This window comes from Kluyvera ascorbata (genome assembly GCF_023195735.1).
Classification (GTDB): domain Bacteria; phylum Pseudomonadota; class Gammaproteobacteria; order Enterobacterales; family Enterobacteriaceae; genus Kluyvera; species Kluyvera ascorbata.
The window spans coordinates 1,852,929-1,879,612 of sequence record NZ_CP096201.1 but is presented as its reverse complement, the minus strand read 5'-3'; the positions used below and the strand labels follow the sequence as shown (position 1 = coordinate 1,879,612).

Sequence of the window (26,684 nt, the reverse complement as noted above, 5' to 3'; positions counted from 1 at the left end):
GTTTAATCCCGGTCCAGACGCCCGACCAGCGAAAGGTCAAAACTGGCGCCCATATATTTGAAGTGCGGACGCACCGATAACGACACCTGGTACCAACCCGGCTCGCCTTGCACATCCAGCACCTCAATTTTTGCCTGGCGCAGCGGTTTACGACTGCGAACATCTGCGGGTGGGTTTTCCTGGTCAGCCACATACTGCCGTATCCAGGCATTCAGTTCGCGCTCCAGATCGCCACGCTCTTTCCAGGAGCCGATCTGCTCACGTTGCAGCACCTTGATGTAGTGCGCCAGACGGCTGATAACAAAGAGGTAAGGTAACTGCGTTCCCAGCTTGTAGTTGGTCTCGGCTTCCTTACCTTCCGGCGTATTCGGGAAGGTTTTTGGCTTCTGTACCGAATTGGCCGAAAAGAACGCGGCGTTATCCGAACCTTTACGCATGGTCAGGGTAATAAAGCCCTCTTCCGCCAGTTCGAACTCGCGGCGGTCGGTGATTAACACTTCGGTCGGGATCTTGGCCTGAACCTGTCCCATAGCTTCATACAGATGAACGGGCAGATCTTTCACCGAGCCACCGTTCTGCGGGCCAATAATATTCGGGCACCAGCGGTACTTCGCGAAGCTGTCCGCCATGTTTGCCGCCAGCAGAAAGGCGGTGTTGCCCCACAAATAGTCGTCATGATGATGGCTGACATTCTCGCGATAGTTGAAGCTTTTCACCGGGTTATCTCCCGGCGCATAAGGCTGGCGCAGCAGGAAACGCGGAGAGGTCAGCCCCAGATAGCGGGAATCCTCTGACTCACGCAGGGCGCGCCACTTGGTGTAAGCAGGGCCTTCAAAGATAGCACCAATGTCTTTAATGCCCGGCAGCTCAGTCCAGGACTCCAGCCCCAGGAACTCCGGCGCTACTGATGAAATAAACGGCGCGTGGGCCATCGCGCTCACCGCACTGATGTATTTCAGTAACTTCAGGTCTGCCGCATTGTTATTAAACGCGTAGTTACCAATCACCGCTGCAACAGGCTCGCCACCAAACTGGCCGTAACCACTGGAGTAAACGTGTTTATACAAGCCACTTTGGGTGATTTCCGGGGCGAACTCGAAATTATCCAGCAGTTCTTCTTTGGTGGCATGCAGCAGATAAATTTTGATGTTTTCGCGTGGGTCAGTGCGTTCAACTAGCAGTTTGAGAGAGCGCAACAGCGCTTCCAGCTCCTGAATGGCCGGGTCGTGGAGGATCAGATCCATCTGCCGGCCAGTGCGATCGTCAATATCAGCGATCATAGCGTTCACCGCCAGGATATCGACGGACTCGGCTTCATTCTGCAACAGGGCGGAGATAAACGCCGTCACGCCCTGGCGGGCAATGTCATAGCTTTCGGACTCTGGCTGAAAGCGGCTCTGCGCCATGATGTTATCCAGCAGGGATGACGAAGCTGCTGGAGAGGTGGAGCCAGGAGCTTCCTGCAATGCAATATCTGACATAGTGAAATCCTTGTACACGTTATTTGCCGCTGGCAAGACCCAGTTCCTGAATCAACTGCTCACGGGTTTCCTCGTTATCCAGCAGCGCCTGTAGCTGGGCCCGGAACGCAGGGATATTGCCCATCGGCCCTTTCAGGGCGACCAGGGCCTCGCGCAGCTCCAGCATTTTTTTCAACTCCGGTACCTGAGCTGCGATGTTATCCGGCGAGAGATCGGCCATAGATTTCACCTTCAGGCTGATATCCATACGGGCACCCGACACGCCGTTAAGTACCGATGGCACAGAAACGTTACGTTCAATGCCAGACTTCGCCAGCACGGCGTTAAAGGTATTTTTATCAATAGCCACCGGCTGGCGTTCATCCAAAGGAGTATCGTCCGGTTTACCTTTTAAATCCCCGGTAACCAGCAAGCTGAGCGGTAATTCCACTTCAGCTGTCTGGCCATCCGTCCGTGGAATGTAACGGACGTTAATTCTTTCCTTTGGAGCTATACTTCCGTCATTATGATTAATCATAGATATATTCCGTAGATAATGATAAATATTCTCCCTGATTATACAGGGTCGAATCATCCATAAAAAATATACGACAAAGGGAATAAAAATCGCTATGACAAAAACATCATCATAGGATTACAACGATCTCGATTTGTAATTTTAAAACCATTTCCCAAGCACTAGTCAAGGAATATGTATCCGTACGAAAGATAACACACAATTTCGTGTTTTATTTTTTATGTTGGTATATCCTAGTTTGACAGCAAGGATAGACACTAAATTAACGCGTTGTTTTGTATGGATATTTTGTTTCCACGTCCATTTTTAATAATTACGGAAAATGAAACAGATAAATGCATTTAAAAAACAAATAAGTAGGCCCATTAAATCAAACAACTAACATAAAACAGGGTTAATTAATATTAATTCTTGAGGTTCTTATTATTTCAAGAATCTATTACCAGGCATGATAATCTGTAGATTAAATTTTACTGAAATCTATACAAACAGCAGAGTGGCCAGTTCAGAGACAAACGCAAAAAATTTTGGAAAAATGTTTTTGCGTTTGTCGGAAAATATTTACCGCGCTAATGGAAATTAGCGTAAACATAAAATAGTGCAAAGGAGTTAAGAAAATGCCAACACCGTGTTACATCTCAATTAAGGGACAAACTCAGGGATTGATCACCGATCGCGCCTTTACCGCTGAATCCGTCGGTAATATCTACGTTCAGGGCCATGAAGACGAAATGCTGGTGCAGGAATTCAGCCATAACGTCACCGTTCCGACCGATCCGCAGTCCGGTCAGCCGTCAGGCCAGCGTTCGCACAAACCGTTTATATTTACCGTGGCTCTGAACAAAGCAGTTCCGCTGCTGTACAACGCACTGGCCTCCGGTGAAATGCTGCCGACCACCGAACTGCACTGGTACCGCACCTCTGTGGAAGGTAAACAGGAGCACTTCTTCACCACCCGTCTGACCGATTCCACCATCGTGGATATCGACTGCCATATGCCGCACTGCCAGGATGAAGGGAAACGTGAGTTCACTCAACTGGTCAAAGTCTCCCTGGCTTACCGCAAAATTGAGTGGGAGCACGTCTCAGCAGGCACCTCAGGCGCGGACGACTGGCGCGCGCCGCTGGAAGCATAAGTAAAAACTGACAGCATTCTGCCGAAAGGCAGGGTGCTGTTTTTAAAGGTCAGGTCATAAAAAGCAGTATCAGTACAGAGTTACGTTTTGCATACGGGAGATGGTGGATGCCGGAAACTTCGGCGGTAGCATGTCTGAAAACGCACGTTGCACCGTGCCATTACTGTAAGAATGTCTGACTGTGGCTCTGTTTTCTGCCAACAACTCCGGGAATAAGGTTATGTCACAACAGGGTCTGCGTTTTACACTCGACGTGGACGGGTTACTGGCGATGAGCACCGCCGTGGTGAGCTTCACCCTCCATCAAAACCTCTCCACCCCCTTTACACTCACAGTCGATATCGCCAGCGGTCTCCCCGACCTCACAGCTAAAAATTTTCTCGAGAAAAACGCCACCCTCACTGTCTGGCAGGGGAATGTTGTCCAGCGCTGCCTCTGCGCTATCATCACCGGCGTGGCGCTTGGCGAGAACAACGACTGGCAGATGAATTACCATCTGACCCTTTCGCCACCGCTCTGGCGGGCCGGACTGCGCCAAAACTTCCGCATCTTTCAGCAGCAGGATATCCTGGCCATCACGTCCACATTGCTGGACGAAAACGGCGTCTCCGACTGGACTCCGTCCTTTTATGAAGCCCATCCTGCACGCGAATTCTGCGTACAGTATGGCGAAAGTGACCTATCCTTTCTCTCCCGCCTGTGGGCCGAAGAAGGCATTTTCTATTTTGACTGGTGCTCGCCGACCGGAACGGAGCAGACGCTGATGCTCTGCGACGATGTGGCGGGAGTCTCCACGCTGGGCTCCCTGCCCTTTAATCCTAACACCCGCAGCGAGGTCTCCACGGAATGCGTCAGTGAGTTCCTCTATCGGGCACAGATTCGCCCCTCCTCCGTCGAAAACCAGGATTACACCTTTAAAACCCCCGGCTGGCCCGGCTACTTCAGCCACCACGCCACACACCTCAACGGTCAGCGCACCCAGTACGAAATCTTCGATTATCCGGGGCGCTTCAAGGACGAGCAGCACGGGCAGGACTTTGCCCGCTATCTGGCTGACGGCTTCCGCCACGATGCAGAAACCGCTGCCGGGGTCAGTAACTCAGCGAAGCTGTGGCCCGGCAGACGTTTCACCCTTACTGGTCACCCTTCTCTCACGCTGAACCGCGAATGGCAGGTCACCGCCTGTGTGCTGAAAGGGGAACAGTCTCAGGCACAGCACGGCAGACAGGGTCAGGGAACCACGCTGAGCAACAATTTTGACGTCATTCCGGCTGACCGGACATGGCGCTCCTCTCCTCTGCCAAAACCCTCCGTGGACGGCCCGCAGAGCGCCATCGTCACCGGGCCGGCTGGCGAGGAAATCTTCTGCGATAAACATGGCCGTGTCCGGGTACGTTTTCACTGGGACCGCTACTGCCCGGGCAACGAAGACAGCTCCTGCTGGATACGGGTGTCACAGGCCTGGGCCGGTGCCGGATTTGGCAACCTCGCCATTCCCCGCGTGGGCCAGGAAGTGATAGTGGATTTCCTCAACGGCGACCCCGACCAGCCCATTATTATGGGACGCACCTACCACCAGGATAACCGCTCGCCGGGCAGCCTGCCGGGAACAAAAACGCAGATGACCATCCGCTCGAAAACCTATATGGGAAGCGGATTTAACGAACTGCGGTTTGAGGATGCGACTGATAATGAGGAGATTTTTCTTCACGCACAGAAAAATATGCAGGTAAAAGTACTCAATAGCAAGGATGTACGGGTCAATTATGACCGGACAACCAGTATCGGCCATGATGAATCGCTGGTCGTAGCGAATGATAGGAAAGTTACGGTTGAAGGAAAGCAGGACCATAAAACCACGAAAGACCATCTCAGCCTGACGGAAGGCAACCAAGGGTTAGAAGTAAAAGGCGACCTGGCACAGAAAATAAGCGGTGCGCTAGGTATTAGTGTACAGGGCGATGTTGTATTGCAGAGCGACAGTAAAATCAGCCTGCGTGTAGGTAGTACATTCGTAGTCATTCATTCAGGAGGGGTGGATATAAAAGGAGCGAAAATTAACCTCAATGGCGGAGGCAGCCCAGGAGATGTGATTTTGCCGATGCGCCCAGTGATCTTGAAAGCAGCAGCCGGAAGTGGCTCAATGTTTGTGGCGCACTGTCCGAAGGAGGACCAGTAATGGAGAAAAAGTATGCCATTATTGATGGCGCCGTTGAAGAAGGATTGCTGGATTTTTTAAGGGAGACGAATCCACCTCATTGCTGCCTGTATGCGGAGCCAATACAGCCAGATTTAGTGGCGTTAGCACCTTACCTGACAGAAGTGACGCAGGAGGTGGAGGCTTGGTTAAGTGCCAAAGATACTCCGTGGGGAATATCTCTGACCACGCCCTCCTCCATGAATGTGCTACGGCAACATTTACGAAGATATCTCCAGGTATTGATACCAGGGGAAACGAAGCCAGTATTGTTTCGCTTTTATGATCCCCGAAATGTCTGGGATTTTCTTTCTGTTTTATCTGAATGGGAAAAATATCTGTTTCTTGGCCCCATAGAAACAATATCTACTAATTTGGATGGTAAACAAAAAATAGAAGTTTTTATGGCTATCAAGAATAAGTTCCCAGCAGGTGCTGGCATCAGGCATAAAATGATAAAAATATCTCCTGCTCAAATGAATACCCTAACATCAATATTTGAGCAACGCTATATTGTGAAACTTATAGAATGCCTCAAATCGTGGGGGGTACATCCAAAACAGATTAATAATGAAGTAATATCAGATATATTACAATGGCTAAGACTCCAGAAGATCACAGATGACAGAAGTATTCGTGGATTGTTTTATTTATTCTGCCGACGTGGCTGTCTGGAGGTGGGTTTGATACCCACAGATTTCAGGGAAATCCTCTGCGACATCAATGAAGATGGGGTATTTAAAGCCGAAACCCTGTTAATCAGGGAACTAGGTAATGTTCCATTGTAAATAGAGGCGAATTATGACAAGTACAACCGCAGGTTCATCTATCTGCAATTGTAAACACCCGGATACATGTATTCATTCATTTAAATTAACAATCGAAAAAAGGACATATGAATACAAACAGAATGATTTTTACTCTCATATAGAAATAATTAACAAGACCGATAAGTCCACTCCGCTTGCTTTATCCTTGACAGGAAAAACCTGTGTTTCTCATAATCCTGCCTGCCCCAATGGCATTATATATAACATAGACAACAAGGAAACGTTAAAAAAATTCACAAGTGGAACTGTAAACTATGAAGTAAATTACAATGAGAAAGTAACAAACACTCTATCAGATATAAATACAATCATATTTATAAGTAAATATATACTCTATCAAAACAGTTCGTTAAATTGGTTACCAAAGAGTCAATATATATTACGCGTGGGTCAATGCTATGGCGACCAACTTGTTGAAAGAGACATTAATTTTTCAGATGGATTCAGGCAAATATTCAATATTGCCCCGCATGACAGAATATGGAGCCATATCAATGTATATCCAAATTATGACTGGAAGATAGATGTCAAAATTGGTCTTACTGATAAGACTAAAGAATACAGCGATGGTGAATTAAAAGATCAACAGCGTAAAGAGAACAGAAAGGCAGGACAGCAAAATCGAGGAACCAGAGGCTGGACCAAACGACCTAAATATTCAATTAGTGATGCCCTTGATATTGATGGAACCCTGTCATATAAATTAGGCACATCTCCACGACATGATTTGAGCCAAAAATTAAAAGTTGACTTTAAAAGAAAAGCTAAAGAATTGAAACTGTTACAGGATGCCACCAGAACCCTTGATATGGTTGGTAAAGCATTATCAACAAATGAAGGCGCTGGCACTAAATATAAAATATTGAATACTGATATATTATACCCAAAATTATCAGTCGGGGGGAGTGGAGAACTGGTTGAAGATAATAATACACAATCAGTTTATATTAAGGGAAAAGTCTCTGCAGGATTTTCCCCTCTAATAGGACTCAGGATAACATTTGATTTATTACAGGCCTTTGCTGCATGGTATGGCGCTGCAAGTGTCACTGATATAATCAGACAACAACTTGCCGCGCGTGAAAGTTCCGTCAAGAGTGGTGATAATGGAGCATATCTGGGATTGAAATTTGATCTGATAGCTTCCGGAACAATTAATTTGTCCCTAATATTTGAATCAGATGATAAGAAAAATTGGAACTGGCGGGTGGAAGGAAGTAATGAGGTTAAGCTGGCATTATCTCTGGAAGCCAACGCCCGGTCCGGGGTCAAAATTTATGTTTTTGAAGGGGCTTTTGAAGTTTATGCAAAGGCAATTGCTGAAGGGGTCATTGTCTTTGATTCAACTGCACAAAATAATATAGAGATGATATTTTATCATAATGGAATTCGGGCAGAGGTTGGGGCCAGCTTTTAGTAGGTATTGCCAAAGATGGCGATAAAACAAGAAACGGAGAAAGCGGTCGAGTATCAACAAAAACTACTGGTGTAACGACAAAGCACACCGAAGGACAAAAAAAGGAATGGATTATTCATGGTAAACTTGAGAAAAAAAATCACCTTATCGATTTCATTTATTATAGCATTACTTTTTTACTTATATTATTCAACATTTCTTCACCCAAGGCAGAAACAATGGATGGTATAAAATATTTAGTGTCATTTAAAACAAAACGTAGCGCATGCATGGTCAGGGTTAATGGATTTCCTGTTTTTGATAATTTCACGTACTCAAGTGGCACAATAGCAGCAGGTGACAACATTACGTCATTTATCGAAAATGGGAAAAACAGGATTGAAGTACTCATGGGGTCAGTGGATTCTCAAGACCGGGATACCCTTTTCTCTGATTCAGAATGTGAATTTACGATTACCAGAGACACTATTAATTCCAGCGAAAACGTAACAACAGTCAAACTTTCTGTCGATGATGAAAAAAATATTATCGCAACATCATCCTCTAGCTATGATGGTTCCAGACATGAGGGGAGAATTATTGAGGAGCAACTTCCCGAAGATAGCTGGTTGTATTTGCATCGATTTTATCGTGATATTGAATTTAGCGGTATAAAGACATGGTCATGGGTAGATGCAGACAGAGTCGTATCAGAAAAGGATTTACCTGCCATTCAGGATATATACAGGGAAATCTGGCAGGCCATGAAGGACAAAGATGTGAATACATTGAAGAAAATGGCAGCTATTTCAAACGAGGAAATGGGAAATGCGGAAGGTATATCTCCTGATATCGTTTTTGAATCATATGACCTCCCTAGAAATGTTCTTGATATGAATTTAACACCGATAGATTTAGAGTGGAAAAAATATAAACTTACTACCTATTGTAATGGCCGGGTATTCAGATTATCTAGTGGCATTTATGAGAATTCACCATTGAGACTTAAAAATAAAAATAATGAAATCGTGTATTCTTACACGCCATATTTTTCAATTATCAATGACAAAGTCGTTATCGTAAGATAATAAATTATCCGGAGAATACTATGTCGCTGGCCGCTAAACTATCAGACAAAGGTACTCAGCATGATGGTTATTACGAGACCGTAATTACCGCAGGCTCCTCTACCGTCTTTATTGACGGGTTACCCGCCGCCCGTATGGGGGACCCGTTAACTCCGCATTCAAAACCCAAACACCCTCCTCATCCGCGAAAAATCGCCAGTGGCTCATCCACTGTATTTATTGATGGGCTCCCTGCCGCCAGAACCGGTGATGCGGTTGACTGTGGCGGCGTGGTTCTCGGTAGCGGCACCGTCAGTATCGGCTGATATCCGTTTTCAGCACCGCTCAGTGAATTTAATCCGGTGAGAGTTTGTTACCCCTTAGATACAGAGCAAAAATCTCCCATTCTCGCCTCACAGTTATCAGCTTCGTCAGGTGCATTCTGTCGTAGCAGGCCCTCACGACTACGTTACGCCAGAGGTTTCACGGAAGAATGGCAGAAAAAATCAGCCCTTTTTACCCTGATAAATTTGGTTTTTCTTTTATAAATGCACTTCCACTAAAGCAGCCCGGCAGCCCACCGCCGGGCCAGCTGCACTATAGCGCAGCGCGGATCATATCCAGCACCTGCATATTGCGGACGGTCTCATCAAGCGGGATTAACCGCGACGGCTCGTTGAGGATCGCACTGGAGAAGTGGCGGATTTCTGCCTGATAGCGATCTGATTCGCTGACCGGCAGTTCACGCACGCCTTCATTGGTATGCAAATACAGCGTTCCCGCGTCATCCAGGAACGGCTTATCAACCACCAGCATCCCTTTCGTCCCAATGATTTCCGCGTAGTTACGCCCAAAGGCGTTAAAGCCGCAGTGGATATTGGCGATCAAACCATCGTCATATTGCAGCAGTGCAGACAGGTTAGTGTCCACGCCCTGCTCCGTTTCGCTCACCGCTTTGCAGCTCACCGGCAGGCGACCCGTAACCATACCGATAAAGTTCACCGGATAGCAGCCGACGTCATACAACGCGCCGCCGCCGAGCGCAGGCTGCATTTTGATGGTGCCAGGTCGGTCGAGCAGGAAGCGGAACGAAACGTTAATATGGCGAAGCTCGCCCAGTTCACCGCTCTCGAGCACCTGCTTAATAACCCGCACCCGGTCGGTGTACTGATACATAAAGGCTTCCATCAGCAGACGGTTTTGCTGCTTTGCCACCTGCTGCATTTCGCGCGCTTCATCAGCGGTCAGGCCAATCGGTTTTTCGCACAGCACGTGCTTACCCGCTTCCAGCGCCCGGATAACCCACTCTTTGTGGAGCGAGTTCGGCAGAGGAATATAGACCGCCTGAATCGCATCGTCGGCCAGCAGTGCGGCATAGTCACCGTAGCTTTTTTGCCATTCACCGACCGGTAGTTCATCCTGATGGCGGGAAGCCACCCCGTAGACGCGGGCGTTATCGGCACGCGCAATAGCAGGAATAATGGAATTCTTCGCGATTCGGGCATAACCAAGCACGCCCCAGTTCACAACATCACTCATTCAATGCTCCTTCCGCCAACCCTGGTTAAAAAGTCAAAAACCCGCAATCGCGGGCTTCTGGCGCTGAATACAAGCAGACTTATAACGCGTTATGCGAGGCGCTGATGTTCACAGGCATACCGGAACGTCTATCCAACGCCCCTCTTGCCCGGCTGCCATCTACGCCTTCACCCTGAGTAAAACTACGCAGTGCAGGCGTAATAGGCAACGGAACTTTGTTATCAGATTCATATTCTGCGCGGTTGCGCGACAATGGCTCATGAACCTCCACCCAGCGACTGCCGTCAGGCTCGGTGGTGTACTTCACCGCTTGGTCGATAATTTGCACCCGCGTCCCAACCGGCACGTTGTCAAACAGGTATTTAATATCGTCGTTGCGCAGACGGATACAGCCCTGGCTGACGCGAAGCCCAATACCGAAGTTCGCATTGGTGCCATGAATCGCATAAAGTCGACCGATATAAATGGCGTAGAGCCCCATCGGGTTATCTGGCCCTGCGGGAACAAAAGCCGGCAGGCTTTCACCGCGCTTGGCATATTCACGACGGGTGTTTGCCGTTGGTGTCCAGGTAGGCGCTTCCTGCTTACGCTCAACGGTAGTGACCCAGTTGCGCGGTGTTTCTCGTCCGGCCTGGCCAATACCAATCGGCAGCACCTCGACGGTATTCCCTTCAGGCGGATAATAGTACAGCCGCATTTCAGCGACGTTCACCACAATCCCCCGACGTACCGTGTCTGGCAAAATCAATTGCTGCGGAATCACCAGCGTGGAACCCGATTTTGGCAGGAAGACATCCACATTCGGATTCGCCTCCAGCATATTGCTCAGCCCCTGTCCGTACTGCGCGGCAAAGGCCTCCAGCGGCAGGTGATTATCTTGCGGCACCGTGATGTTCAGCGTGCTGCCCACAAGACGGCTCCCTTCCGGTGGAAGCGGATAAGTCACAGCCAGCGCGCTCTGGCTACTAAAGGCCAGCGCTAACGCACACAAGAGTTTTACACGAGGTTTCATTTCCCTTTCCTCAATTCACGGCAGATGTGGGTTGATTATAGCTTTTTTGCCCCACTGCGTTGCGTTTAACCGTATCAGAAATCATCCGGTTAAAGGTTAATCAGTTGTTACATTGAAACTGGCATACGCTTTTGTTTCATCATCGGCTGGCATACTATCGGGGAAAGCCGCACACAAGGAGCGAACGATGAGTAATACGGGTGTGAGTCTGACCCCAGAACAGGCGCTGGAGAAACTCCAGGCGCTGTACGATCAATCGGTAAGTGCATTACGTGACGCTATTCGTCTTTTTATTGACGACCGCTCGCTACCCAGCGCTGAAGCACGCGCGAATGGATTATTTGTCTACCCGCAGCTTTCTGTTTCCTGGAGCGGCAACGCGCATAAAGCGCAAAAAACGCGCGCCTTTGGTCGTTTTACCCACTCCGGCTGCTACACCACGACCATCACGCACCCGACGCTTTTTCGCAGCTACCTGCTCGAACAGCTAAGTCTATTGCATGAAGACTACGACGCGCATATTGAGGTTGGCCTGTCACAGCATGAGATTCCTTATCCCTACGTGATTGACGGCCTCAACCTCGACCGTTCGATGAGCGCCGATCTCACGCGTGTCTTCCCAACCACCGAGCTATCGCAGATTGGCGACGAAACGGCGGATGGCCTGACCCACGCCACCGATTTTTATCCTCTGTCGCACTTTGACGCTCGCCGCGTAGACTTCTCGCTGGCGCGCCTGCGTCATTATACCGGCACGCCGGTCGAGCACTTCCAGCCGTTTGTCCTGTTCACCAACTACACCCGCTACGTCGATGAGTTTGTGCGCTGGGGCTGCAGCCAGATCCTCGACCCGGACAGCCCGTATGTTTCACTCTCCTGCGCCGGAGGAATCTGGATTACCGCCGACACCGAAGCGCCGGAAGAGGCCATTTCCGACCTCGCGTGGAAAAAGCATCAGATGCCGGCCTGGCACCTGATCACCAAAGACGGACAAGGGATCACCTTGATCAACATCGGCGTAGGTCCGTCTAACGCTAAAAACATCTGCGACCATCTGGCGGTGCTGCGTCCGGACGTCTGGCTGATGATTGGCCACTGCGGCGGCCTGCGCGAAAGCCAGTCGATTGGCGACTATGTGCTGGCACACGCGTATCTGCGCGACGACCATGTGCTGAACGCCGTGCTGCCGCCGGATATTCCGATCCCGAGCATTGCCGAAGTACAGCGCGCGCTCTATGACGCGACCAAGCAGGTTAGCGGTATGCCTGGCGAAGAGGTCAAACAGCGGCTGCGTACCGGGACGGTGGTCACCACCGACGATCGTAACTGGGAGCTGCGCTATTCCGCATCGGCGTTACGCTTCAACCTGAGCCGCGCCGTGGCGATTGATATGGAGAGTGCGACCATTGCCGCCCAAGGATACCGCTTCCGCGTACCGTACGGCACGCTGCTGTGCGTCTCCGACAAACCGCTGCACGGAGAGATTAAGCTGCCCGGTCAGGCAAACCGTTTCTATGAAGGGGCGATTTCAGAGCACCTGCAGATTGGCATTCGGGCCATCGACCTGCTGCGCGCCGAGGGCGACCGCCTGCATTCACGCAAACTGCGCACCTTCAACGAACCGCCATTCCGTTAAGCCAACCCCAGCCGGACGCTCGTCCGGCTTTTTTTACCAGACGCAGAAAAGCAAAAAGCCTGCTTAGTTTCCTAAGCAGGCTTCTTAAATATGGCTCCTCTGACTGGACTCGAACCAGTGACATACGGATTAACAGTCCGCCGTTCTACCGACTGAACTACAGAGGAATCGTGTGAACGAGGCGCATATTATCGATGTACCCCATTGTTGTCAAAGCCTGATTTGCACAAAATAAATCGTTTGCCGATTAATTCTTCGATTCGGTTGAAAACTGACTTTTCTTGCCGATTTTCCCCGCAATCAGGCCGTTACGCCGCATCAGTATTCTTTGCCTTCGCGTATTTCCACGCCCAGCGGCCGGTGATAAGGCGACGGTAGAACAGCACCGCACGCGCGCCCCAGTCGAGGAACATCCCCATCCAGACACCGACCACGCCCCAGCCCAACAGAATACCCAGCACATAACCCACCACCACGCGACAGCCCCACATGCTCAGCATGGAGACCCACATGGCAAAGCGTACGTCTCGTGCTCCTTTAAAGCCCGCGGGCAGTACCCAGGACGCCGCCCAGATAGGCATAAACGCCGCGTTCATCCACAGCAGAATCTTCACCACGTCTTTAACATCCTGCTCGTGGGTATAGAACGAGGCAAACAGCCCAGCAAACGGTGCGGTACTCCAGGCAATCAACGTCAGCACGATGGTCGACATCCAGAACACATGGCGTAGCTGACGCTCTGCCTGGGCAAGCTGCCCGGTACCAAGACGTTTACCGGTGATAATGGTCGATGCCGAACCCAGGGCGTTCCCCGGCAGGTTAATCAGCGCCGCCACCGAGAAGGCGATAAAGTTACCGGCGATAACGTCGGTCCCCATTCCGGCCACAAACATCTGCGTTAGCAATTTACCGCCGTTAAACAGCACCGACTCCACGCTTGCCGGAATACCAATCCCCATCACCTCCCAGATGATGGCAAAGTTAAGCGGCTTGAAATAGCTTTTGAGCGGAATGCGCAGCGCCGGGTTAAAGCCAACCATCAGCACAATAATGGTCACCACCGCGCCAATATAACGAGAAATAGTTAGCCCCAGCCCCGCCCCGGCAAACCCCATACCGTCCCAGGAGAATGCGCCATAAATCAGGAAGCTACTGATGATAATGTTGAGGATATTCATCCCGCCGTTAATCATCAGCGGAATTTTTGTATTCCCTGCCCCGCGCAGCGCACCGCTGCCAATGAGCGCAATCGCCGCCGCCGGATAGCTCAGTACGGTCAGTTCAAGGTAGGTCAGCGCCAGCCCTTTTACTTCCTCCGTGGCGTCACCGGCCACAATGTTAATAATCCCGGCGCCAAAATAGTGAATCACCGCCGCCAGAATGGTGGCAAAGATGGTCATGATAACCAGAGACTGCCGCGCAGCTGCCCTCGCCTTACGGCGATCTCGCTTGCCCAGACTGAAGGCCACCACCACCGTAGTACCAAGGTCGATAGCGGCAAAAAAGGCCATGATGACCATATTGAAGCTGTCGGCCAGACCCACGCCCGCCATCGCCTCTTTACCCAGCCAGCTCACGAGGAAGGTACTCAGCACCCCCATCAATAAAACACAGGTATTTTCCAGAAAAATAGGTACGGCAAGGGGGGTGATTTCACGCCAGAAGAGCACTCGATAACTTTTACGTTTTTTGTACCAGGGCGTGCGTGTGACTGCCTGGCGAAGTACGGCGGTGACGTTCAAAATGGGCCTTAGATCAGAAAGTTGAAACTCCATTTCAAATGATGATTGAGAAATGCCGATCCTGCAAAGCATTTTTCCTTAATTTTTGTTGGGAATGGCGACAAATTGTTGATGGAATAGGCAATCGCATCACAAGGCGAGAATTGGTGTTTGACAAAAGTTTTTTCGCCGCTAAGATACGACTCCACAACGATTCCTCTGTAGTTCAGTCGGTAGAACGGCGGACTGTTAATCCGTATGTCACTGGTTCGAGTCCAGTCAGAGGAGCCACATTTAAGAAGCCTGCTTAGGAAACTAAGCAGGCTTTTTGCTTTTTAAACTTCCTCACGCTCCGCAATGCTGACCAGTATCGCCCCCAGTAACGCCAAATCAATCAACAGCGCAAAGGCAAAGCCGTAGCCATTAACACCCGGTGCCGAATTCGCCTGGATTAACCATGCCGCTCCAAGCGCTGCCACGCTGCTCAACACGCTGATATTGCTCTTGCTGGAATGAAATGGCCCATGAGCCAGCCCTAACCCCAGACCGCCCACGACGATGCCCGGCAACAGCATTGCCCCCATATGCCCACCCAGCAAGGTCAATAGCACCAGCAGCCAGCCCGCCGCCGAGAGCATAAACCCATAGCGCGCTACGCCACCTTTATTGACCAACATCAGCCCGGCCGCAAAACTCACGCCCAGTGCGGCAAGTTGTATCAGGCACATTGTGACATTCACCATTATCGATAGCTTTATCAGCAGGCCCGCAGCGGCAATAGTCGTGCTTAGCGCTATCGCCCGCTCTGCGCGCTTTTCGTTTCTCGGCACATTACCGTTCACCCATACGTTCATTTCTCGCTCCTTACGCGACCATGAGATTAATTCATCACCTTTCATATGCCGTGTAGACTACTGCCGCGATAATGGGTAAAACAAACTCATAGTTTTCAGCCATAGATGAGAAAAACTCACCCATGAGAAAAGTCAGATTGCCACCGCTCGGCGCGCTGCGCGCCTTTCATGCGCTGGCTGAACAGCTGAGCTTCAAACGTGCCGCAGAGGTACTTGGCGTGAGCGCTACGGCGGTCAGCCATCAGATTAAACTGCTAGAGTCGGTGCTGGAGTGTCGGGTCTGTGAACGCAGTGCGCAGGGCGTCAGCCTGACCGAAAGCGGTAAACTACTTTATGCCGGTACACAACGCGCCTTTAGCGCGCTGGAAGAGGCTACCGCGCAGGTGCTTCAGACCCAGCAGCCACCCGCGTTGACGGTGACCACCACCTCAAATTTTCTCACCCACTGGCTGGTGCCGAGGCTTGCGGAGTTTAAAGCCGAATGCCCGACCATCGACCTGCGGCTGCATACCAGCGTTGAGCGTGTCGATCTCAGCCAGCGTACCGTGGATGTGGCGATCCGCTATCGTGAAACGCCGGAATCCGCGCTGCACTGCACGCTTCTGCATGCCGATAGGTTTATCGTGGTGGCAAGTCCTGCTCTGGCGCTTCAACGGCCGGAAGACCTATGCGGCGTGACGCTTTTCCACGTCGAAAATCGTCATGTCCCTGCTGATGAACCTAGTTGGGCTAACTGGAAAAAGCGCTATGGGCCTCAGGCCTTGAACCTCCAGGCAGGATTGACCTTCAGCGATGAAACGCATGCGCTACAGGCGGCGGTCGCAGGGCAAGGCGCGGTCATTGCTAGCGAACTCCTGGCGAGGGATTTACTGCAACGTGGGGTGCTGACGATGCCGTTCGACATGTCACTGTCTGGCGCAAATTACTATCTGGTGACAACCGAAGAGAACGCGCAGCGCCAGGATATTACGGCGCTACGCGAATGGCTTTTACGACAAATGGCAGGAACGTAACCTTTAGGCAGGCAGCACAATATTGCTGCCTGCAAGGGTGCCCATGCGGTTGTACATAGTACAAGCAGACTCAACAATATGCATCGCGATAGCCGCACCGCTTCCTTCCCCCAGACGCATCTCCATATGCAGATACGGTTTGAGTTCCAGATGTTCCAGTGCAATATGCGCCCCTTTCTCCGCCGAGAAATGGGAAGGGATCAGGTAAGGTTTTACCGCAGGTGCCATTCGGCAGGCCGCCAGCGCGGAAGCGTATGACAGGAAGCCATCCAGCACGACCGGCAGGCCGCAGGAGGCTGCACCCAGCATCACGCCGGTCATCCCCAGCAGATCGTAACCCCCCACTTTGGTCAGCACATCAAGCCCGTCAGTTGCATCGGGCTGGTTTACCGCAATCGCGCGGCGGACAACCTCAACTTTATGCGTCAACTGCTCATGCGGCAGATTAGCGCCAATGCCCACGACCGCCTCCGGCTCGCTGCCGGTCAGAACGCTAACCACCGCCGCCGCTGGCGTGGTGTTGGCCATGCCGAGTTCACCAACGCCAAACAGGGTCACGCCCTGCTCTGCCAGACTACGGGTATAGTTGATTGCCGACAGCAGTACGGTTTGCGCCTGCTCAGCGGTCATGGCGGCGGTCTGCGCAATATTGCCGCTGCTGCGGGCGACTTTCATATCGATAAGGCTGGGGATCGGGTCAGCATCAATACCGACGTCAATCACATGCACGTCCGCCCCCGCCTGCGCAGCAAGCACGCAAACGCCGGTATTGTGACGCGTCATATTAACAGCCTGAATGGCGGTCACTATCTGCGGTGAAATCGCGACGCCTTCATGCCACACGCCATGATCGGCGCACATCACCAGAATCGCTTTTTTATCGACGCGCGGCGCGCCCTTAAGCCCGGGCATGCCCGCTAGCTGTATCGCCAGTTCTTCCAACCGCCCAAGGCTGCCCGTAGGTTTTAAAAGCCCATCAATATGCTGCTGCGCATGCGCCATCGCGGCGCTATCCATTTCAGGGATAGCGGCCAGCAGTGTAGCCAGTGTTTGCATTGTTATTCCCACATTGTCATACGCTGGCTTACAAAAGCGCCAGCAAGAAAATCACTTCGCCCAGCTCAATGCTTGCTCCCAGCGTATCGCCGGTTTGACCGCCCAGCGTACGCTTAAGCAGTTGACCCAGGATAAAGATACCGATAAAGGCCACCAGCAGTGCCCGCAGGCCATGCATGCCGAGCATCGCAGTGACCAGCGCACCCGCAATCACCAGAGTAACCCACGTCTGGCGGAAGCTTATTTTGCCGATAAACAGGTTCCCTAACCCCTCTTCGCGCGCGTAGCGGTGGCGGTACATCATGAACACCGACGCCGCGCGGCCAGCAACGCAGGCGCTGGCAATAGCCGCCAGCATAGGGACATCTCGTAGCGCCAGTTCACTCAGGGTAAGCACTTTCGCGAGCAGGACAAAAATCAGCGCCAATCCACCGTGGGTGCCAAGGCGGCTGTCGCGCATAATCTCCAGCATCTTCTCGCGACGGCGCGCGGAGAAAATACCGTCACAGGTATCCGCCAGACCATCCAGGTGGAAGCCGCCGGTCAGCAGCGCCAGCGCCAGTACGGTAAAGAATGCAGCCAGAGGAATGCCGCACCAGGCCTGAACCACTATAAACACCAGGCCGCTAATCGCACCTAACAGCAGGCCAATTACGGGAAAGGTGATAACACCGCTCACGTAGCGGTCCAGATCCAACCCCTGCGACCAGCGCTGTGGCACCGGTAGACGGCTCATGAAAGAGAGTGTGGCGAAAAAAAGTCGACTCATTTTATTTTGACTCCAATCCCTGAAACCACCAGCCAGACGTCATCTGCCGCCTGCGCCAGCTTTTGATTCACACGCCCGGCGATATCACGAAAATGCCGGGCCAAACGATTTTCGGGCACGATGCCCATTCCTACTTCATTGGTCACCAGCACAACTGGCGATGGGCAGCGCTTGCAGGCGGCTATCAACGCATCGATTTCCACATTGACCTTCGCCTCAAGCGCCGTGAAGTCCCAATTATCTATCTCCTGCTCGTCACCCGAGGCAAACAGAATATTGGTCACAAGCGTCGTGATGCACTCCAGCAGAATGGCTTCTGCAGGATCGTTATGTGGCGTGATGATGTCGGCAAGGTGCTGCCAGCGCTCTTCGGTGCGCCAGTGTGCAGGACGGTCGTCCCGATGGTGCTGAATGCGCTCGGCCATTTCGGCATCGAAAATCTGCGAAGTGGCGATATAGCAAACTCGAGGCGAGCCGCTGAGTAACGTTTCAGCGTGACGGCTTTTTCCGCTGCGCGCGCCGCCGGTTACCAGAATCATGATTGCGCTTCCAGATGTTGCTGCATTGTAGGCGAGATCCTTTGATATCAATACGTTCCCACATCACTGTGGCTAATATATCAAACAGAAAGCTTTATACTCCGCATTGCTCGCGATGTCACTGGATTGTCGAAGAGGAGAGGGACTGGGAGGAATAAAACAAAGACCGGGTGGCGACGAAGCCACCACCCGTTAATGACGGTTACTCGCCTTTCTGCTCGCCCATCACTTTCAGTTTCTTGGAGATGTCGCGGCGTTCTTTGGACAGCTCGGCATTTTTGATGATGTAGTCATCAACGCGATCTTCGTAGTCGCCTTTCATGCTGGCGATGATGCCCTGAATAGCTTCAACGCTCATGCCTGGTTTGATGTAGTCGCTGAGGTTGTCCAGCAGCAGCACGCGTTTCTGGTTGTCACGGATCTTTTTCTCAACGTCCTGAATTTCACGCTGCAGCTTGTTCTTACGACGGAACAAACGTACGAACTCCAGTACGTCCTGAAACGAAGGTTTCGTGGTTTCCATTTTTATACCCCTGATATGTTGAGAGTCGGATTCGTTAAACAACGGCTACACGATAAGGTACACATTAGTCATATACCCTTCAACCTGTATGATTTTTCGTACTGCCGTTGTAGCAAACAATCATTTTTACTTTGGGTTCATCATAACCCTAAATCTAGCTGAATCGAAACAACCTGGCGCAAAAGCGCGTGCATCTGTCTTTTATTTACGCAACGCGCGGCACATCAGACTCGATAATAATTCCAGCTGACGCGCCAATTCCATGCTTAACCAGACGTAGCCATGAATGGAGGTCTCAGCCAGATTGTCGTCTTTGTATTCATTCACCAGTTGACGCAGCTCCGCGACAATTTCGTTGAGCTTTTCGCTGTTTGCCTTGATAGGACGTGGATTGCCTTCGTACAACGCGTGGGCAATCGCCAGCAGCGTGTCTTGCGTCATAAGCTGCGTTTCCCGGAGAGTATGGGCGTTGAGCATCAGCAGGTGACCATGGCGCGATGCCCAGTGGGCGTTAATTTGCAGCTCCAGCATACACACCAGGTTGCGGCTCACGGTCTGGATGGCCTCAAAAATACCCTTGTGAATATGCGTTTCTTTGCTCGCTGGCGTAATCAGACCGCGCATTTTCACGACGTCGTTGAGGACTTTTTGCAGATGTTTTTCCAGACGCGGTCGCTCGATAAGATTCGGTGACAGTCCCGCCTGATAGATACGGTTAAACTGGGTCACAAACGAAGCCATCTGGATTCGCCAGTGGATAAAAGCGCGCTGCGGCCAGATACCGGTGAAGAGCATCGCCAACAGGCAGCCAAAGATAACGTCGCCGCTTCGCCACAGCGCGGTGGTCATATCCCCCGCCGGTGCGCCAACTACCACACCGAGAGTAATGCCGATAAGCAGCGCCTGGTATGGTTTTTTACCCAGCGCAAGCCAACCGCACAGGAACATCGCCGCAGCGCACCAGATAAGCATCAGCGGCAAAGAGAAGAGTTCAAGCTTCAGGGCTATCAGCCCGAGAGCCGAGCCGAAAACTGTCCCACCGATGCGTTGAAACGCACGCGGCACCACGTTACCCCAAAAAGAGATGGGCCCCATCACCACCACCAGCGTGATCAGCGGCCAGGAGCCGTCAGGGATATCCAGCAAGCGGACCAGCAAAAAGGTCAGTACAAAGGCCAGAGCGATACGCGCCCCGTGCACGGTGCGGTAATTACGATATAAACGAATTTCAAAAGGGCTGAGTGACTTATCCGGACGCACACCCACTCTCCGACAAGACTAAAGCGCGAATTGTACCTGCTCCTGCATGAAGAAAGTAGCCCGGCCGATCAAGGCGACACCGGGATTTTGCACCGAGCCGCCCCGAAGTCGGCGCTAAGCACCTCGTCCGGGCTACACATGAGCAAGTAGCCCGGACGAGCAACGCTTGGTTAGGCTTTGTGATGTAAATAATCACTCATGCGCGAGAACAACCCGCCTTTGCCAACGCTTTCCAGCGTAACCAGCGGCCACTGTGCGACAACCTTATCGCGATCGAGCAGCTGTATCTCGCCTACACGCTGGTGCGCGGCGATCGGTGCATCGAGCTCTTTGGTATCCAGCACGTATTTGGCTTTGATATTCGGCACTTCGGCTTTTGGCAACGCCAGCCAGAAATCCTGATCCGTGCCCAGGTTAATGTTCTCTTTATCGCCGTACCAGATACGCTCGGTGCCCACTTTCTTACCGTTTTGCAAAATCTGTACGGTATCAAAATTCTGCTGGCCCCAGTGCAGCAGCGTGCGCGCCTGGTCTTCGCGCCCTTTCGCGCTGTCGGCTCCCATCACCACGGCAATCAGACGACGTTGGCCGTCAACCGCAGAAGCAATCAGGTTAAAGCCCGCACCGGAGGTATGACCGGTTTTCAAGCCATCGATGTTCATCGATTTTTCCCACAGCAGGCCGTTACGGTTCTGCTGGGTAATACCGTTCCACGTCAGGCTCTTTTCGCTGTACATATGATAGAAATCTGGCTCGCCGTGAATAATCGCGCGGGAGAGCACTGCCAGGTCATAGGCGGAGCTGTGCTGCCCCGGCGCATCCAGGCCATGTACGGTTTCAAAGTGGGTATCGCGCAGATTCAGTTTCTGCACGTAGTCGTTCATCATTTTGACGAACTGCGGCTGTCCGCCCGCGACATAATCAGCAAGCGCCACGCAGGCATCGTTACCGGAGTCGACGATCAGCCCTCGGCTGAGATCGCGAACGCTCAGACGGTCGCCCTGCTTAAGAAACATCAGTGAAGAGCCGTTAAACACCGGGTTACCCGCCGCCCAGGCATCGCGGCCCACGGTCACCATATCATCGGCCGTAATACGATGGCTGTCGATGGCACGGTCCACTACATAGCCGGTCATCAGCTTGGTCAGGCTCGCAGGGTTGCGCTGCTGGTGCTCATTACCGGCCGTCAGAACTTGCCCAGTGGTGTAATCCATCAGGACCCAGGCTCCAGCTTTAATCGGCGGAGGGGTGACGGAAGGTATCGCGGATTCGCCAGCAAAGGCACAGGAAACGCTCGAAGCGAGCAAAGAAACGGCAATAAAAAAACGGGCTTTCAACGGTAAATCCTCAACATTCACAAATTCGTCGTCCTTTTTACGGAAGTTCGTGCTTTGTGACAGGCTTAAATTGCAAGAAAATATGACATTACTCGTCTCGGGCGTGAAAAAATACCCTGCGCGCCCGCTTCCAGATTCGGTTAACGCCCTTCTGATGCACCGCTAAATCGTTTACCATGAGCAACAAAGCCATAGACGGACACTGTTAACGCCATGCAAGAAACTTCAAGCGCGCCGGGATTCCTGTTTCACGACTACGAGACCTTCGGAACCAGCCCTTCCCTCGACCGCCCTGCGCAATTCGCCGCCATTCGTACCGATAAAGATTTTACGATAATCGGTGAGCCTGAGGTTTTTTACTGTAAGCCGGCTGAGGATTATCTGCCGCAGCCCGAAGCGGTGTTAATAACCGGTATCACACCGCAGGAAGCGCGCGCGAAAGGCGATAACGAAGCCGCATTTGCTAAGCGTATCCACGATATTTTCACCGTCCCGGATACCTGCGTAGTGGGCTATAACAACGTTCGTTTCGACGATGAAGTGACGCGCAATATCTTCTATCGCAACTTCTATGACCCGTATGCCTGGAGCTGGCAAAACCGCAACTCGCGTTGGGATCTGCTCGACGTAATGCGCGCCTGTTACGCCCTGCGCCCGGAAGGAATCAACTGGCCAGAAAACGACGACGGCCTGCCAAGCTTCCGCCTCGAGCATTTAACCAAAGCCAACGGCATTGAACACAGCAACGCCCACGATGCGATGGCCGACGTTTATGCCACCATCGCCATGGCGAAACTGGTGAAAACGCAGCAGCCTAAGCTATTTGATTATCTCTATGCCTATCGCGGTAAAAACAAGCTGATGACGCTGATCGATGTGCCGCAGATGAAGCCGCTGGTGCACGTCTCTGGGATGTTCGGCGCGTGGCGCGGTAACACCAGTTGGGTCGCACCGCTGGCATGGCATCCGGATAACCGCAACGCGGTTATCATGGTGGATCTTGCTGGTGATATCAGCCCACTGCTGGAGCTTGATGTTGATTCCTTGCGCGAGCGTCTCTATACGGCAAAAGCTGATCTTGGCGATAATGCTCCGGTTCCGATTAAGCTGGTTCATCTGAATAAGTGCCCGGTGCTGGCCCAGGCCAACACCCTGCGCCCGGAAGATGCCGACCGCCTGGGAATCAACCGTCAACACTGTCTGGATAATCTGAAAACGCTGCGTGAAAATCCGCAGGTACGCGAGAAAGCCGTGGCGATTTTTGCCGAAGCCGAGCCGTTTGTACCGTCGGAGAACGTCGATGCCCAGCTCTATAACGGCTTCTTTAGCGATGCCGACAGGGCAGCGATGAAAATCGTGCTGGAGACCGAGCCACGCAACCTTCCCGCGCTGGATATTACCTTCGCGGATAAACGTATTGAGAAATTGCTGTTTAACTATCGGGCGCGAAATTTCCCCGGTACGCTCGATGAACACGAGCAGCAGCGCTGGTTAGAGCACCGTCGGCAGATCTTTACTCCGGAGTTTTTACAGGCTTACGCGCAGGAGCTCGAAATGCTCTATGGGCAATATGAAGGGAATGCGGAAAAGCTGTCACTGCTGAAGGCGCTGTATCAGTACGCGCAGGAGATTGTTTAACCCTTGTAGCCCGGCCGAGCGAAGCGACGCCGGGATTGCTCGCAACCAGAACCCGACGTCGCTTTGCCCCGTAGGGCAACATATTTACTTCTGTACGGTGATAGTCCAGGCCGCATCGCCGGACTGCTGGTAATCCGTCACCGTATAACCCTCTTCTGCCGCCCACTGTGGAATCGCTTCCGTCGCCTGGGTACAGTCAAACTCAATCACCAGCTGGTCGCCGTTGGCGAGTTCAGCCATCGCCGCTTTCGCTTCAATTAATGGGAACGGGCACACCTGGGTGACCACATCCAGTTTCTTCACAACCATGTTTAGCTCCTTATGCCGTCGCGGATTTCAGTTTGGCTTTCCGCTGCGGGCGAACATATAACACCCAGGACGCACACCACACGCCAAGGATCATAAATACCAGGCCAATCCAGCCCTGCCAGGTCATCATCGCGGTCATGACCAGGCCATTACCGATAGAACACCCACCGGCAATGCTGGCGCCAAAGCCCATCAACACACCACCACCGGCGCTGCGCAGCGTCGTGCTCGCATCGGCGGCACGCACGCGGAATTCACGGCTAGCTTTGGCAGCAATAAAGGAACCGATGAAAATGCCCAGCACCAGGAACACGCCCCAGTTAAGGTATTTGCTGTCACCGCCCACCAGGAACTGCAAAATATTGGCGGTAGGCGATGTGATACCCAGACCGAACATACGGCCCGTCGCTTCACTCATCGGCCACGCCAGCAGCGCAATCAGACCAATCAACACCGCGGTGAAAAACGGATGCCAGCGTTTTTCAAACAGCAGATGCGACAGACCGGTACGGCGTGGCGGCAACGAAGCCACTTTCAGCTTTGGTTTACGCAGCTCTTTGCGTACAAACCAGAGCGTGACCACCACCAGCAGCGCAATAATCGGCCAGACGGAGATATTGAGGGTTTCCGCGATGCCGTTGTGCGCGGTGGTATGTTCACCAAGAAACTTATTCAGACCCGCAGCGTGAGGCGAGCGCATCACAGCACTCATCACCATGTAGGTTATCAGCGCAATCCAGCTACCGATAAGCCCTTCCCCGGCGCGATACCAAGTCCCGGTGGCACATCCACCTGCATAGACAATACCGATACCAAAGACGAAGCCGCCGACGACGGTGCCCAACCACGGAAACGCACCTGCGTCATACTGCACCAGACCGGTCTGAATCAGCGCAAAAACGCCCACGCTTTGAATACAGATGGCGATTAATAACGCGTAAAACATGCGGTTATTTTTAGTGATATACATATCGCGGAAACCGCCGGTCAGGCAGAAGCGACCGCGCTGCATAACGAATCCCAATAAGGCGCCGCAGAGTATTCCGCTTATTATCATGTGCAACATAAGAATTAATTAACCCAATATTATCAGTCGTAAAATTATTCCCGACCGTGTCTTTGGTCTCCAATAACCAAAAACTCTATGTTATTCCTGATGGTTATTAATTCTCTGTTATTCAGACGAAAAAAAACCGGAGGCACATGGCCTCCGGTTTCGCTTTTCAGCACTCGCAAATTATGCGACGTCTTCGTACTGTGGTACCGGGTTGCGGAAACGCTTGGTCACGCATGCCAGGTACAGCAGGCCGATAGAACCCCAGATCAGACCCAGAATCATTGAGCTCTGTTCCAGGTTAATCCACAGTGCGCCAACGGTTAGCGCGCCACACACTGGCAGCACCAGGTACTGGAAGTGGTCTTTCAACGTCTTGTTACGCTTCTCACGGATCCAGAACTGAGAGATCACGGAGAGGTTAACGAAGGTGAATGCCACCAGCGCACCGAAGTTGATCAGCGCCGTTGCGGTTACCAGGTCGAATTTAATCGCCAGCAGCGCAATCGCGCCAACCAGCAGCACGTTGAACGCCGGGGTACGCCATTTCGGATGCACGTAACCGAAGAAGCTGTTCGGGAACACGCCGTCACGGCCCATAACGTACATCAGACGCGATACGCCCGCATGTGCCGCCATACCTGATGCCAGTACGGTGACGCTGGAGAAGATCAGTACGCCCCACTGGAAGGTTTTGCCCGCTACGTACAGCATGATTTCTGGCTGAGACGCATCCGGATCTTTAAAGCGAGAGATGTCCGGGAAGTACAGCTGCAGGAAGTAAGATGCACCGATAAAGATCATCCCGCCAATCAGCGCGGTCAGGAAAATCGCTTTCGGGATCACACGTTCTGCATCTTTAGTCTCTTCAGACAGAGAAGAGATACCGTCGAAGCCCAGGAACGAGAAGCACAGAATGGTCGCACCGGTAATCATCGGCACAACGTGCGCGCCTTCAGACCAGAACGGACGGGTGCTGGTCAGCGTACCTGCGCCTTCACCGTGCATCACACCGTAAATGATAAGGCCGACGATAACCGCCACGATACCCATCTGCAGAACCACAATCAGCGTGTTGAAGTTCGCCACGGCTTTGATGCTGCGCAGGTTAGAGATGGTCATAAAGGCCACCAGCGCGACAACAAAGATCCACGATGGTACAGAAGGCATCAGCGCTTCAAAGTAAATTTTAGCCAGCAGAATGTTGATCATCGGCATGAACAGATAGTCCAGCAGTGATGACCAGCCCACCATAAAGCCAACGACCGGGCTAATGGATTTCTGAGCATAGGTGTACGCAGAGCCAGCGGACGGGAACCGGCGAACCAGCTTACCGTAGCTTAGCGCTGTAAAGAGAATAGCGATCAGCGCAAAGGCATACGCCGTTGCAACGTGACCGTCTGTAAGGCCAGATACGATACCGAACGTATCGAACAGCGTCATTGGCTGCATATAGGCCAGGCCCATCATGACAACCGGAATCAGCGTAAGCGTTTTACGCAATTCCACGCGAGAGGTGTTTGGAGTAACGTTATTTGACACGGTGAGCCCCCTGTTCGGCGACTGCCGGTGCAAAAAAGAAAAATTGCCCCATTTTTTTTCTGTTTCCTCAGCGACAACAACTGTCGTTTTTTAAGTAAATATCTATCCGGTACGAAGCCCGGCCTCTTTTATTGGATGGTTGTTTTGATGTAAAAAAATAACCGACGTGGCAATCACGTCGGTTAGTCTCATTTTTTACATTCGACATATTTTGCACCAAACGAATGCAAAAACACAAGCCGGTGAGAGAAGGAATAA

General features: G+C 51.9%; 26 protein-coding genes and 2 tRNA genes. 11 read left to right on the top strand and 17 right to left on the bottom strand.

The annotated features are described in order from the left end of the window. Nucleotides 1-2: 2 nt before the first annotated feature. Complete coding sequence (gene tssC / locus MY052_RS08810) at nucleotides 3-1,481, bottom strand: type VI secretion system contractile sheath large subunit (RefSeq protein WP_202217677.1); 1,479 nt, start codon at nucleotides 1,479-1,481, stop codon at nucleotides 3-5. 19 nt (nucleotides 1,482-1,500) lie between these two features. Continuing rightward, on the bottom strand, nucleotides 1,501-1,998 hold the full coding sequence (tssB, locus tag MY052_RS08805) for a type VI secretion system contractile sheath small subunit (protein ID WP_202217676.1): 498 nt from the start codon (nucleotides 1,996-1,998) through the stop codon (nucleotides 1,501-1,503). 617 nt (nucleotides 1,999-2,615) lie between these two features. Between tssB and MY052_RS08800 the strand changes: the two genes are divergently transcribed. From MY052_RS08800 to MY052_RS08775, 6 genes are all read left to right on the top strand, one after another. Beyond that, the gene (locus MY052_RS08800) at nucleotides 2,616-3,134 is read left to right on the top strand and encodes an Hcp family type VI secretion system effector (protein WP_016149965.1); all 519 of its coding nucleotides are present in this window, start codon (nucleotides 2,616-2,618) and stop codon (nucleotides 3,132-3,134) included. 220 nt (nucleotides 3,135-3,354) lie between these two features. Continuing rightward, nucleotides 3,355-5,313, top strand: coding sequence for a type VI secretion system tip protein TssI/VgrG (tssI, locus tag MY052_RS08795; protein WP_248538598.1), 1,959 nt, complete (start codon nucleotides 3,355-3,357; stop codon nucleotides 5,311-5,313). Then, nucleotides 5,313-6,119 carry a DUF4123 domain-containing protein gene (locus MY052_RS08790; RefSeq protein WP_248538596.1) on the top strand — a complete coding sequence of 269 codons (807 nt, stop codon included), beginning with the start codon at nucleotides 5,313-5,315 and terminating at the stop codon, nucleotides 6,117-6,119. Before tssI ends, MY052_RS08790 begins: the two co-directional genes overlap by 1 nt. A 13-nt stretch (nucleotides 6,120-6,132) precedes the next feature. Further along, entirely contained in the window at nucleotides 6,133-7,578 is a 1,446-nt protein-coding gene (locus MY052_RS08785) for a hypothetical protein (protein ID WP_248538594.1), read from the top strand. 218 nt (nucleotides 7,579-7,796) lie between these two features. Continuing rightward, nucleotides 7,797-8,645, top strand: coding sequence for a hypothetical protein (locus MY052_RS08780; protein WP_202217669.1), 849 nt, complete (start codon nucleotides 7,797-7,799; stop codon nucleotides 8,643-8,645). A gap of 20 nt (nucleotides 8,646-8,665) precedes the next feature. After that, the gene (locus tag MY052_RS08775; protein WP_202217668.1) at nucleotides 8,666-8,950 is read left to right on the top strand and encodes a type VI secretion system PAAR protein; all 285 of its coding nucleotides are present in this window, start codon (nucleotides 8,666-8,668) and stop codon (nucleotides 8,948-8,950) included. Nucleotides 8,951-9,221: 271 nt separating this feature from the next. Here MY052_RS08775 and MY052_RS08770 read toward each other — a convergent pair whose 3' ends face one another. Then, nucleotides 9,222-10,163: a Gfo/Idh/MocA family protein gene (locus tag MY052_RS08770; RefSeq protein WP_202217667.1), complete on the bottom strand. Its 942-nt coding sequence runs from the start codon at nucleotides 10,161-10,163 to the stop codon at nucleotides 9,222-9,224. 79 nt (nucleotides 10,164-10,242) lie between these two features. After that, complete coding sequence (gene ldtA / locus MY052_RS08765; RefSeq protein ID WP_248538592.1) at nucleotides 10,243-11,175, bottom strand: L,D-transpeptidase; 933 nt, start codon at nucleotides 11,173-11,175, stop codon at nucleotides 10,243-10,245. 187 nt (nucleotides 11,176-11,362) lie between these two features. Between ldtA and MY052_RS08760 the strand changes: the two genes are divergently transcribed. Continuing rightward, a complete protein-coding gene (locus MY052_RS08760; RefSeq protein WP_035894848.1) occupies nucleotides 11,363-12,811 on the top strand; it encodes an AMP nucleosidase in 1,449 nt (482 codons plus the stop codon). A gap of 91 nt (nucleotides 12,812-12,902) precedes the next feature. On the opposite strand, the gene MY052_RS08755 is transcribed toward MY052_RS08760, so the two are convergent. The 3 genes from MY052_RS08755 to MY052_RS24285 all read right to left on the bottom strand — a co-directional run bounded on the left by MY052_RS08755 (nucleotide 12,903) and on the right by MY052_RS24285 (nucleotide 14,741). Next, nucleotides 12,903-12,978 (bottom strand) — tRNA-Asn (locus MY052_RS08755). A gap of 141 nt (nucleotides 12,979-13,119) precedes the next feature. Continuing rightward, nucleotides 13,120-14,586 carry an EmmdR/YeeO family multidrug/toxin efflux MATE transporter gene (locus MY052_RS08750; protein WP_248538590.1) on the bottom strand — a complete coding sequence of 489 codons (1,467 nt, stop codon included), beginning with the start codon at nucleotides 14,584-14,586 and terminating at the stop codon, nucleotides 13,120-13,122. Then, the gene (locus MY052_RS24285) at nucleotides 14,562-14,741 is read right to left on the bottom strand and encodes a DUF5951 family protein (protein ID WP_368894051.1); all 180 of its coding nucleotides are present in this window, start codon (nucleotides 14,739-14,741) and stop codon (nucleotides 14,562-14,564) included. Before MY052_RS24285 ends, MY052_RS08750 begins: the two co-directional genes overlap by 25 nt. A 6-nt stretch (nucleotides 14,742-14,747) precedes the next feature. Between MY052_RS24285 and MY052_RS08745 the strand changes: the two genes are divergently transcribed. Then, nucleotides 14,748-14,823, top strand: a tRNA-Asn gene (locus MY052_RS08745). Between the two features lie 44 nt (nucleotides 14,824-14,867). Here MY052_RS08745 and MY052_RS08740 read toward each other — a convergent pair. Then, nucleotides 14,868-15,386: a hypothetical protein gene (locus MY052_RS08740; protein ID WP_248538588.1), complete on the bottom strand. Its 519-nt coding sequence runs from the start codon at nucleotides 15,384-15,386 to the stop codon at nucleotides 14,868-14,870. 122 nt (nucleotides 15,387-15,508) lie between these two features. Here MY052_RS08740 and MY052_RS08735 point away from each other — a divergent pair, with 122 nt between their 5' ends. Next, nucleotides 15,509-16,399, top strand: coding sequence for a LysR substrate-binding domain-containing protein (locus MY052_RS08735; RefSeq protein WP_248538586.1), 891 nt, complete (start codon nucleotides 15,509-15,511; stop codon nucleotides 16,397-16,399). Nucleotides 16,400-16,402: 3 nt separating this feature from the next. Here the strand turns inward: MY052_RS08735 and cobT are convergent, their stop codons facing one another. The 6 genes from cobT to dacD form a co-directional block, all read right to left on the bottom strand. After that, nucleotides 16,403-17,455, bottom strand: coding sequence for a nicotinate-nucleotide--dimethylbenzimidazole phosphoribosyltransferase (cobT, locus tag MY052_RS08730; protein WP_248538584.1), 1,053 nt, complete (start codon nucleotides 17,453-17,455; stop codon nucleotides 16,403-16,405). A 28-nt stretch (nucleotides 17,456-17,483) separates the two neighbouring features. Then, entirely contained in the window at nucleotides 17,484-18,224 is a 741-nt protein-coding gene (gene cobS, locus MY052_RS08725; RefSeq protein ID WP_248538582.1) for an adenosylcobinamide-GDP ribazoletransferase, read from the bottom strand. Next, nucleotides 18,221-18,766, bottom strand: a complete 546-nt coding sequence (gene cobU / locus MY052_RS08720) for a bifunctional adenosylcobinamide kinase/adenosylcobinamide-phosphate guanylyltransferase (protein ID WP_248538919.1) — start codon at nucleotides 18,764-18,766, stop codon at nucleotides 18,221-18,223. Before cobU ends, cobS begins: the two co-directional genes overlap by 4 nt. Before the next feature lie 199 nt (nucleotides 18,767-18,965). Then, entirely contained in the window at nucleotides 18,966-19,286 is a 321-nt protein-coding gene (locus MY052_RS08715) for a DUF496 family protein (protein ID WP_035894853.1), read from the bottom strand. Between the two features lie 201 nt (nucleotides 19,287-19,487). Continuing rightward, nucleotides 19,488-20,546 (bottom strand): FUSC family protein, encoded by a 1,059-nt coding sequence (locus tag MY052_RS08710; RefSeq protein WP_035894878.1) that lies wholly within the window; start codon nucleotides 20,544-20,546, stop codon nucleotides 19,488-19,490. Nucleotides 20,547-20,716: 170 nt separating this feature from the next. Next, a complete protein-coding gene (gene dacD / locus MY052_RS08705) occupies nucleotides 20,717-21,883 on the bottom strand; it encodes a serine-type D-Ala-D-Ala carboxypeptidase DacD (RefSeq protein ID WP_248538580.1) in 1,167 nt (388 codons plus the stop codon). Here dacD and MY052_RS08700 point away from each other — a divergent pair. Together MY052_RS08700 and sbcB are read left to right on the top strand one after the other, a co-directional pair. Beyond that, nucleotides 21,795-22,049 carry a hypothetical protein gene (locus MY052_RS08700; RefSeq protein ID WP_248538989.1) on the top strand — a complete coding sequence of 85 codons (255 nt, stop codon included), beginning with the start codon at nucleotides 21,795-21,797 and terminating at the stop codon, nucleotides 22,047-22,049. The two genes, dacD and MY052_RS08700, sit on opposite strands and share 89 nt — an antisense overlap. A 47-nt stretch (nucleotides 22,050-22,096) precedes the next feature. Continuing rightward, the gene (gene sbcB / locus MY052_RS08695; RefSeq protein WP_248538578.1) at nucleotides 22,097-23,521 is read left to right on the top strand and encodes an exodeoxyribonuclease I; all 1,425 of its coding nucleotides are present in this window, start codon (nucleotides 22,097-22,099) and stop codon (nucleotides 23,519-23,521) included. 84 nt (nucleotides 23,522-23,605) lie between these two features. On the opposite strand, the gene tsuB is transcribed toward sbcB, so the two are convergent. The 3 genes from tsuB to MY052_RS08680 form a co-directional block, all read right to left on the bottom strand. Further along, nucleotides 23,606-23,830 (bottom strand): thiosulfate utilization sulfurtransferase TsuB/YeeD, encoded by a 225-nt coding sequence (tsuB, locus tag MY052_RS08690; protein ID WP_035894857.1) that lies wholly within the window; start codon nucleotides 23,828-23,830, stop codon nucleotides 23,606-23,608. 10 nt (nucleotides 23,831-23,840) lie between these two features. Next, nucleotides 23,841-24,896 (bottom strand): thiosulfate utilization transporter TsuA/YeeE, encoded by a 1,056-nt coding sequence (gene tsuA, locus MY052_RS08685; protein WP_035894858.1) that lies wholly within the window; start codon nucleotides 24,894-24,896, stop codon nucleotides 23,841-23,843. A 171-nt stretch (nucleotides 24,897-25,067) separates the two neighbouring features. Beyond that, a complete protein-coding gene (locus MY052_RS08680) occupies nucleotides 25,068-26,426 on the bottom strand; it encodes an APC family permease (protein WP_035894859.1) in 1,359 nt (452 codons plus the stop codon). Between the last annotated feature and the right edge of the window lie 258 nt (nucleotides 26,427-26,684).

What these genes read in the sequence shown, in the direction of transcription:
- tssC (WP_202217677.1), bottom strand. Translation starts at nt 1,481, where the DNA reads ATGTCAGATATTGCATTGCAGGAAGCTCCTGGCTCCACCTCTCCAGCA.
- tssB (WP_202217676.1), bottom strand. Translation starts at nt 1,998, where the DNA reads ATGATTAATCATAATGACGGAAGTATAGCTCCAAAGGAAAGAATTAAC.
- MY052_RS08800 (WP_016149965.1), top strand. Translation starts at nt 2,616, where the DNA reads ATGCCAACACCGTGTTACATCTCAATTAAGGGACAAACTCAGGGATTG.
- tssI (WP_248538598.1), top strand. Translation starts at nt 3,355, where the DNA reads ATGTCACAACAGGGTCTGCGTTTTACACTCGACGTGGACGGGTTACTG.
- MY052_RS08790 (WP_248538596.1), top strand. Translation starts at nt 5,313, where the DNA reads ATGGAGAAAAAGTATGCCATTATTGATGGCGCCGTTGAAGAAGGATTG.
- MY052_RS08785 (WP_248538594.1), top strand. Translation starts at nt 6,133, where the DNA reads ATGACAAGTACAACCGCAGGTTCATCTATCTGCAATTGTAAACACCCG.
- MY052_RS08780 (WP_202217669.1), top strand. Translation starts at nt 7,797, where the DNA reads ATGGATGGTATAAAATATTTAGTGTCATTTAAAACAAAACGTAGCGCA.
- MY052_RS08775 (WP_202217668.1), top strand. Translation starts at nt 8,666, where the DNA reads ATGTCGCTGGCCGCTAAACTATCAGACAAAGGTACTCAGCATGATGGT.
- MY052_RS08770 (WP_202217667.1), bottom strand. Translation starts at nt 10,163, where the DNA reads ATGAGTGATGTTGTGAACTGGGGCGTGCTTGGTTATGCCCGAATCGCG.
- ldtA (WP_248538592.1), bottom strand. Translation starts at nt 11,175, where the DNA reads ATGAAACCTCGTGTAAAACTCTTGTGTGCGTTAGCGCTGGCCTTTAGT.
- MY052_RS08760 (WP_035894848.1), top strand. Translation starts at nt 11,363, where the DNA reads ATGAGTAATACGGGTGTGAGTCTGACCCCAGAACAGGCGCTGGAGAAA.
- MY052_RS08750 (WP_248538590.1), bottom strand. Translation starts at nt 14,586, where the DNA reads ATGGAGTTTCAACTTTCTGATCTAAGGCCCATTTTGAACGTCACCGCC.
- MY052_RS08740 (WP_248538588.1), bottom strand. Translation starts at nt 15,386, where the DNA reads ATGAACGTATGGGTGAACGGTAATGTGCCGAGAAACGAAAAGCGCGCA.
- MY052_RS08735 (WP_248538586.1), top strand. Translation starts at nt 15,509, where the DNA reads ATGAGAAAAGTCAGATTGCCACCGCTCGGCGCGCTGCGCGCCTTTCAT.
- cobT (WP_248538584.1), bottom strand. Translation starts at nt 17,455, where the DNA reads ATGCAAACACTGGCTACACTGCTGGCCGCTATCCCTGAAATGGATAGC.
- cobS (WP_248538582.1), bottom strand. Translation starts at nt 18,224, where the DNA reads ATGAGTCGACTTTTTTTCGCCACACTCTCTTTCATGAGCCGTCTACCG.
- MY052_RS08715 (WP_035894853.1), bottom strand. Translation starts at nt 19,286, where the DNA reads ATGGAAACCACGAAACCTTCGTTTCAGGACGTACTGGAGTTCGTACGT.
- sbcB (WP_248538578.1), top strand. Translation starts at nt 22,097, where the DNA reads ATGCAAGAAACTTCAAGCGCGCCGGGATTCCTGTTTCACGACTACGAG.
- tsuB (WP_035894857.1), bottom strand. Translation starts at nt 23,830, where the DNA reads ATGGTTGTGAAGAAACTGGATGTGGTCACCCAGGTGTGCCCGTTCCCA.
- tsuA (WP_035894858.1), bottom strand. Translation starts at nt 24,896, where the DNA reads ATGTTGCACATGATAATAAGCGGAATACTCTGCGGCGCCTTATTGGGA.